This window comes from Paenarthrobacter sp. NPDC057981, from assembly GCF_042886835.1.
Classification (GTDB): domain Bacteria; phylum Actinomycetota; class Actinomycetes; order Actinomycetales; family Micrococcaceae; genus Arthrobacter.
Genome location: NZ_JBHVQI010000057.1, coordinates 1 through 1,061 on the forward strand (window position 1 = coordinate 1; position 1,061 = coordinate 1,061).

The 1,061-nt window shown below is 61.3% G+C and carries 2 protein-coding genes; both read right to left on the bottom strand.

The genetic code is table 11. The features are described from left to right. The coding region (locus ACFVSI_RS22085) for an IS3 family transposase (protein ID WP_387828622.1) at positions 1-711 on the bottom strand (711 nt) is incomplete at its 3' end. Next, complete coding sequence (locus ACFVSI_RS22090) at positions 708-1,013, bottom strand: transposase (protein WP_387828619.1); 306 nt, start codon at positions 1,011-1,013, stop codon at positions 708-710. The genes ACFVSI_RS22085 and ACFVSI_RS22090, both read right to left, overlap by 4 nt. Positions 1,014-1,061: the final 48 nt, after the last annotated feature.

Consider the following 1,061-nt stretch of genomic DNA (forward strand, 5'->3'; position numbering starts at 1 on the left):
GGCGTTGTCCCAGCACACCCCTACTTTGCCCATGGACTGGGTAATGGCATGATCGGCGCACCAGTGTTGGAACTCGTCAGAGGTGTATTGGGTGCCCCTGTCCGAATGGAACACCACCGAGGTGCCGGTCAGGTGGCCGTGGTTCCTGGCCATCCGCAAGGCGGCGGTGCATAGGCTCGCGCGCATGTGTTCGGCCATGGACCATCCGATGACCATGCCCGAGAACAGATCGATGACCGTGGCCAGGTAGAGCCAGCCCTCGCCGGTGCGCAGGTAGGTGATGTCACCGACAAGGCGGGTTCCGGGCACTGTTGAGGTGAAGTCCCGCTTGCCCTGTGCGTCGAGCATGTGGTTCTCGATGTGGGCTGTTTTGGCTTGCGGGTCCTGGACCGTGGTTGCTTTCCAGGCCTGGGTGCGGATGGCCCGTAGCCCGTGTCTACGCATGATTGCCCCGACGGTCGGGGCTGAGACCTTCACGCCTTTCTCGTTGAGCAGCAAGGTGATTTGGTCCCTCCCGGCACGGCCTTCTTCATCCGAATAAGTGGTGGTTACGGCGGTGACCAGTTCCTCGTGCCGGACGGCCCGTGGTGTTGGGACCGCAGGCCTGCGCCAACGGTAGTACGAGGCCCGGGAAACCTTCAGTGCCCGGCATAACCACGCCACGGAATGGTTGGCCTTCTCCGCTTCGATGAACTCGTAGAAGTCCTCTATTTCTGCTTCGCGGCAAAGAAGGCGCTGACTTTTCCCAGGAACTCCACCTCGGCCTTCAACCGCTCGTTCTCGGCCAACGCCTTAGCATGCTCATCCCATGGCACCGGCCCGCGGTCCTGCACCGGGACCGGAACAGGCCCGCCGGCTGAACGCGCACGAGCGCGCGCCAGCCAGTTCCCCAACGTGCTTTCCTTTACCCCGATCTCCTCGGCAACCTGCTTCACCGAACGATCCGTGGACAAAACCAACCGCACTGCTTCCTCACGAAACGCGGCATCATATTTTCTTCTGGGCGTGGTCATCTGAAACGAATCTCCCATCAAGCTGTCTCAAAAAACCATACGACCGCA

Coding starts and splice junctions, on each gene's coding strand:
- ACFVSI_RS22090 (WP_387828619.1), bottom strand. CDS start 1,013: ATGACCACGCCCAGAAGAAAATATGATGCCGCGTTTCGTGAGGAAGCA.